A 6,064-nucleotide genomic window follows, 5' to 3' on the forward strand; every position below is an offset into this window, starting at 1 on the left:
TTTGATTCTCCAGATTAAATCTTATTATGTGGCATATTATTGTGTTGCATACTCCACTCTTCAGCAGCGAATAGCTCAGGATCATTTTCCAATATGCCCTGACGGTCAGAAAATAATGCCCCAACCTGTTGAGCACGATGAAAAAGTGTTCTCATGAAGTGAGCTGTGCGGAAATCACTGTTGTTGACGTTTGCATAGGAAAGATCGGTATAAGTCATATCACAACCCGTAAATTGTGAATTCACTGCATGCACTTTGTGCATTATTGCCAATGGGAGCTTGCTGTACCGAAAATCGGCAGACTCAAGGCATGCACCGATAAAAATGGCTTGTTCAAACAGGCTGTTTTTGCAACAGGCCCGGGTTAAATCTGCCTCCATAAATAACGCCTGAGTTGCATTGACGTTGGATAGAAGAGCATCTTGTAAAACAGAGCCCTTGAAATTGCAGTTAGCCAATATTGCGTGATTGAAATTGACTTTTTCAAGTTGGCTATTTGTGAATTGGCATGCTTTAAATGTCTGTTTGTGGAAATTTTGCTTACGCAGATCACATTCAAAAAAAACAACTTTAGTAAATTCACTGGCAGTAAAATCGACAGTCTGTAAATCCTGACAAAAAAAAGTCACTCTGAATAAATGACTGTGGCTGAATTTTGTTTGATTCACGGGGGAATCAAGAAATATAACTTGATCAAAATTGCTGTGGCTGAAGTCAGCATATTGCAGTGAACAGGATAAAAATTGAGTGTCGTTTAGTTTTGTCGTCGTAAATTGCGTTTTTTTCAAAACAGATTGATTGAACGTGTTGTTTATCAATGTGCATTTATTGAAAGTTGTTTGCCCGAAATCGCACTGTTCAAAAATACTTTGTTCAATGACGGCTGAATTGAAAGTCGAGCCTTCTGCCTGGCATTGGGTAAAAACGGATTCTTTGATTACAGCATGAGAAAAATCGGCATCGGAAAAATCGACTTCTCTGAAAATTCCCCCGGATAAATCACGTCCTGTCAGGGATATGTTCTGTAAATTGATTTTTTCAATAACTTCACCCTGTTTGATTTTATCCACTAATTCATCAGCAGTGAGTAAACTCATATCACATCCTTATTCCGCTTGGGCAATGTTTTGATGTGCTTAATGTAAGCATTCTCAATTGAAGTAGAATCGCTGATAATTGACTGGGACATATCAGCACGGAATAGATTAGCTTCCCGTAAATCTGTATTGTTGAAAGTGCATTTCTGCATTAATGCACTCATCAGATTGGCATTATTTAATAAGGCACCCCGGAAATCAGTTCTGATAAATAGGCTTTTCATTGCATTGAGATACTGCATATCAGCCGATTGGCAGTTAGCTTCACTCAGGTCACTGTTATTTAAGGTTGTGGCATAGAACTTGGCATGAACCAGAGGCATTTGGCGCAAGTTGCATTCCGTCAATGTCGCATGGCTGAAATCAGCCTGATTCAGTTCACTGTCCATGGCAAATGCGCAGGTCAATAAATTCGCTGAGCGAAATTGGCTTCCGTTTGCTTTAGTTTCTACCCATGAACAACTTTCCAGTTCCGCATGGTCGAAAACTGCTTGTGTCAGCTTACATTGAATAAATGAGACTTTATTCAGATGTGCGTGATTGAATTTAAGTGCCGGTAGTTCAAGTTCCATAAACATGCAGTCTTTCCATTGTGAATATTGGAAGTCGCAATGGGTAATAAAGATTTTTTGCAGAAGCAGACCTGTAAATACAACATGGTTAAAGCGACAGTGATCAAATCGGGTTTCTTGCAGTTGTGTCTCATTAAAGCTTGCAGAAGAAAAATCACTCTGCTCACATTTAGCCAGAGCCAGACTGGCCTTATCCAATTTGGTTCCGCGTAATGAAGCGTTGCAAATTTCTGTTCTGGCAAGAACGGCTTCGCTGAAATTAGCTTCATCCAGCTGACAATGACTTAAACAAGCACTTTCCAGCAGGGTCTGAGTGAAGTTGGCTCCCCGAAGATCCAGATATGACAAATCAGCGCCAGTAAAATCCATGCCACTGAAATCTCCCCCTTCCAGCATGATTTTTTGCACTCGTTTCCGAATGATCTGTGACAGGTTACCCGTTAAACGTAGAGCCGGAGCTTGCGTTTGTACTGAGGATAAATACATTGCATGTATTGATTTTTCCATTTGAGCCAGCTCATCATCACTGAGCTGCATTTCGTGTTGCTGCTGGCGTAATGTATCCCGCATTCGGTGCAGATTTTCCGGCCCTCTATGCTGAGGTTTTGTCGTTGATTCATCGACATCAATTCCTTGCTGTTTAGCCTGAGCAATTACCTCCGCCTGTTTCAATTCAAATTCAGCCTGCTTTTTGGCGGCATCTTGTTCAGTTTTTTCTACAAATTCGGGTAGTTCATCCAGTCTGGGAAGTGAGATGGGGGCAATTTCAGTGTTGAACAGGGTATTAATATCCTGACCATATTCAGCCATCCGCTCTTTTTGCTGTTCACGCAGACGTTTTTCACGATTCTGAAAATTCTGTTGCAATGGAGAAGGGGACTCATTTTGGGGCTGTTCTGTATCCAGCCATGGGCCGATAATCTCTTCAGGAATAAGATCTTTTTCCCGGAAAGTATACAACGCCCCTTTTTCCTTATCCATGCGTTGCTCAAGAACGTGTAAATAATGACTCTCTGGACGGGGATTATCATTTAATTCCAGTGCAGATATCATTTGTAAAACATCTTTGGCATCATCTTCATTGATTTCTGCACTGCCATGCCAAATCAGGATCATTTGCTCTAAATGAGGAAAGAACCATATTGTTGTTTTGCGCATGACGACTTCTTCAACAATTTCTTCATCAAGGCGTAACCGTTTTATAAAACAGCGTGCGTTCCATGATGGCAAAATCCCTTCCTGCACCGGTTTTTCTGGATGCATGTTCCAAATACGCCATTGCGCCTGTTCCGGCAGGGCACTATTTTCTGTCCACCATTGATCTTCGGGAGCGGCATTAAATAATCGCCAGTCGATATCATGGGAAAATCCGGGAAATTCGTTTTCTAACCATTCCTTATCGTATTGTTTTCCGATGCGGGTAAAACGACGCGGCCATGTAAAATCTAACGGGCAAAAACTTGCCGGAGCAGGGAGCTCTTTCTGTGATGTCAATTGTTGTTGTGACATCAAACGGTTATGCAACGCTTCGATATTGGGTAAACGGTGAACCTTCATCCCGTTTTCCAGTCCTTCTGGATTGAAACCGATACCGTGTGGATTTTCTTCGTGGCCTTTTCCACCAAAAGCCCGGCTCCAATCCAGGCGCATCTGTTCAAAAGCATGGGGTTTTGACGACTTGTCATCGATCCAATAGCGATCACCGAAAACCGCTAACGTTTTTTCCAACTGCCCGATTTGAATACGTGCAGTACAGGCAGTTTTATCTGTCTGATGGTGTGTGTAGGCATATCCTGTCGCCAAAAATTCAGCACAGGATTTAGGCATAGCTAAGTCAATAATCCCATTGCACGTTTTCAGCTCATTTTCTGCCAATTGCCAAAGCTCGAGTTCTGGACGCAGGCGTGGGGCAGAACCCATATCAGCCAATGCCATCATAGAGATGCCAAGGTGATTTTTTTGCAGCCAGCGATAAGGCCGATAAAGTACACTTAAACGTAGGGGCTTAATGATTTTCATTGAAATACTGACGGATATTTAGTTGTTCGGAAAAAGCACCAGAAATGCTTCAGGATATTATGTGCAATAGGCTATTGATGATATTGCAAGAGGATTTATTAAGTGCAAGTGTTGATTCATCCACTTTTATTTTAGTCTTTGAATACTCTATATCTGTTTTATTCAAAGAGGCTTTTTTTCTAGTGATAGAAATACCAGTTTTCGAAATACTTACTCCAGTTTTGCTAATGGAAAGAGCAGTTTTAGAAGAGGATATTGCGGTCTTACTTATATTTAATGCTGTTATGGAATTAGAAAAAATTTTAGCTGAGAAAAAAGAAGTCGGAGAATCAATCGCAACGTGGGTATCACTTTTTATCGTAATGAGGCTGGGGCTTGTGATCATTGTTGTCCCTGTAATATCCTGTACCCAGTTTCCATTAATTTTTGCGTTTAAATTCCCTTTAAGTTTGTATGTATCCCCCCCGTCGATCTCTGTTTTTCTCCCATTCTTGATGGTCTCTTGCTGACCTTTTTTGATAGTCAGTGTATCTTTACCTTCAATAGTCGTTTCATGGTTTGCTTTATAAGCAAAACTGGCATCCCCTTTTACGGTATCTTTTTGTTGTCTTTTTATTTCAGTAGTGCGATTTCCATCAATAGTGACTTTTTTATCTTTTTCCACCGAAATATTCATATTACGTTCTGCATGCAGATCAAATAATTCTTTATCTGGTTCGTCATCTAAATAGAGGTAATTTGCCTGGTCATGTTTACCTCCTTTCGTATTTGACATAATACCTACACGGGTTTCATGTTTGGGCAGCTCCCACGGAGGCATATTTTCATTGTTGTAAGTACTGCCGATGACTAAAGGCTTATCAGGATCACCATTGACGAAGCTGATAACAACTTCTTCACCCACGCGCGGAACACATACGTTACCATAGCGCCAGCCAGCCCAATAGCTTGCAACGCGTATCCAGCAAGAGCGGGTATCATCATTTTTGTCGTCTCTGTCCCAACGGAATTTCACTTTTATCCGGCCGTATTTATCAGTCCATATTTTTTTACCCTTGGGGCCGGTGACAACGGCGGTTTCAAGGCCCGTTACTTTTGGCCACGGTGTCACCGCCGAAGGTTTCCAATGGGTGTTAGCCGGGATAGCATCAAATTGAATGATATTGTTATCTTTGCCAGGGGAATATTGAGCCTGGTTAGATAGGTAAGGCGCTTCATAAAGAAAGTAGTGTGCACCTATGATTAGATAGTCACTGTAGTCATCACCTTTAATATCATTAGGCAGCGATAGTGTGAAAGTATGTCCCGGCGCTATTCCCAATACATTTCCTTTTCCATTAATCAGCTCGCTTTTTGCTTCGGCAGCCTGCTGGCGCACTCGTGCATAGAATTGTCCTTGATCGTGTTCGACATAATGTCCGGGCCAAATGAATATCTCTGTATCATCGAGGGAACTGGCTGGGGTCTGAGTGGCGGTATATAATTTAGCCCGTGGTTTACGGAAGTTGTAATCATCAATACTATAGGTATTGGGTATAGTGATGCTACTGACATTCCAGTTATAGATATATTCTGAATCTGGTGAGTATTTTTTTGATAAGTTTCCCGCATTGACATATTTAATTGTTTCATATCCCGGCATGGGCTGATGTAACTGGGGGGAATCAATCAAAACCATAGTATGGCTTCCCATAGTATGGTTGAAATAGTAATAAATTCCTTCATGCTCCATCAGTCGATGAATAAAATCGAAATCAGTTTCATTATGTTTAACGCAATATTCCCATGTGCGGTATTTTTCTACGAGTTGATTTTCAAAAATAATGCCTGCTTTATTCAATACTTCTGTAATAATATCGGGTACATTTTTATTTTGCCAAATGCTATAGCCAAGTCTTTGTTTTAATTCCCATAACCTGGGTCGTACTGTGGCAGTATATAAATAGAGACCTTCATCATCTTTATAGAATGGAGCATAGGATATCTTTTCTATATAACCATTTAAATATCTTGTCGGTACTGACTTGTTTTTTATTTCTACTGTTAGCATTGTATTATGTAGAGATATCGGATCTGATAATCTCTTTTTACTCAATAGCTGAACTTCAAACTCGTAAGCTTCTGATAATCTTTCTATCCCTACCAGTGATTTGAAATATAAAGATTTTCCAGATAGTGAAGTATGCGCAATAAAATGTCTGCCCATAAAATTTCCTTGCTCGTGTTTATAGCTACCGCATATCCCTTGTGAACCAAGGAATAATACAGTGATTGGATTGATGTATGGAGGTGGTTTCTCTGACTATGAGTTAAGCATAATGTTTACTATTTGCAATTATTGATGCCTCTTCGTTTATGAACTATATAATTTTATTT

3 protein-coding genes are annotated in these 6,064 nt (G+C 40.5%); all 3 read right to left on the reverse strand.

What is annotated here, in order from left to right; translation table 11 throughout:
- Nucleotides 1-14: 14 nt before the first annotated feature.
- From AB204_RS15655 to AB204_RS15665, 3 genes are read right to left on the reverse strand one after another with little or no spacing between them, the layout of a single operon-like run.
- Complete coding sequence (locus AB204_RS15655; protein WP_047964306.1) at nt 15-1,097, reverse strand: pentapeptide repeat-containing protein; 1,083 nt, start codon at nt 1,095-1,097, stop codon at nt 15-17.
- Nucleotides 1,094-3,688, reverse strand: a complete 2,595-nt coding sequence (locus AB204_RS15660) for a DUF2169 family type VI secretion system accessory protein (RefSeq protein WP_047964307.1) — start codon at nt 3,686-3,688, stop codon at nt 1,094-1,096. The genes AB204_RS15655 and AB204_RS15660 overlap by 4 nt, the downstream gene beginning before the upstream one ends.
- Nucleotides 3,689-3,737: 49 nt before the next feature.
- On the reverse strand, nt 3,738-5,894 hold the full coding sequence (locus tag AB204_RS15665; protein WP_047964308.1) for a type VI secretion system Vgr family protein: 2,157 nt from the start codon (nt 5,892-5,894) through the stop codon (nt 3,738-3,740).
- Nucleotides 5,895-6,064: the final 170 nt, after the last annotated feature.

The organism is Xenorhabdus khoisanae, from assembly GCF_001037465.1.
Classification (GTDB): domain Bacteria; phylum Pseudomonadota; class Gammaproteobacteria; order Enterobacterales; family Enterobacteriaceae; genus Xenorhabdus; species Xenorhabdus khoisanae.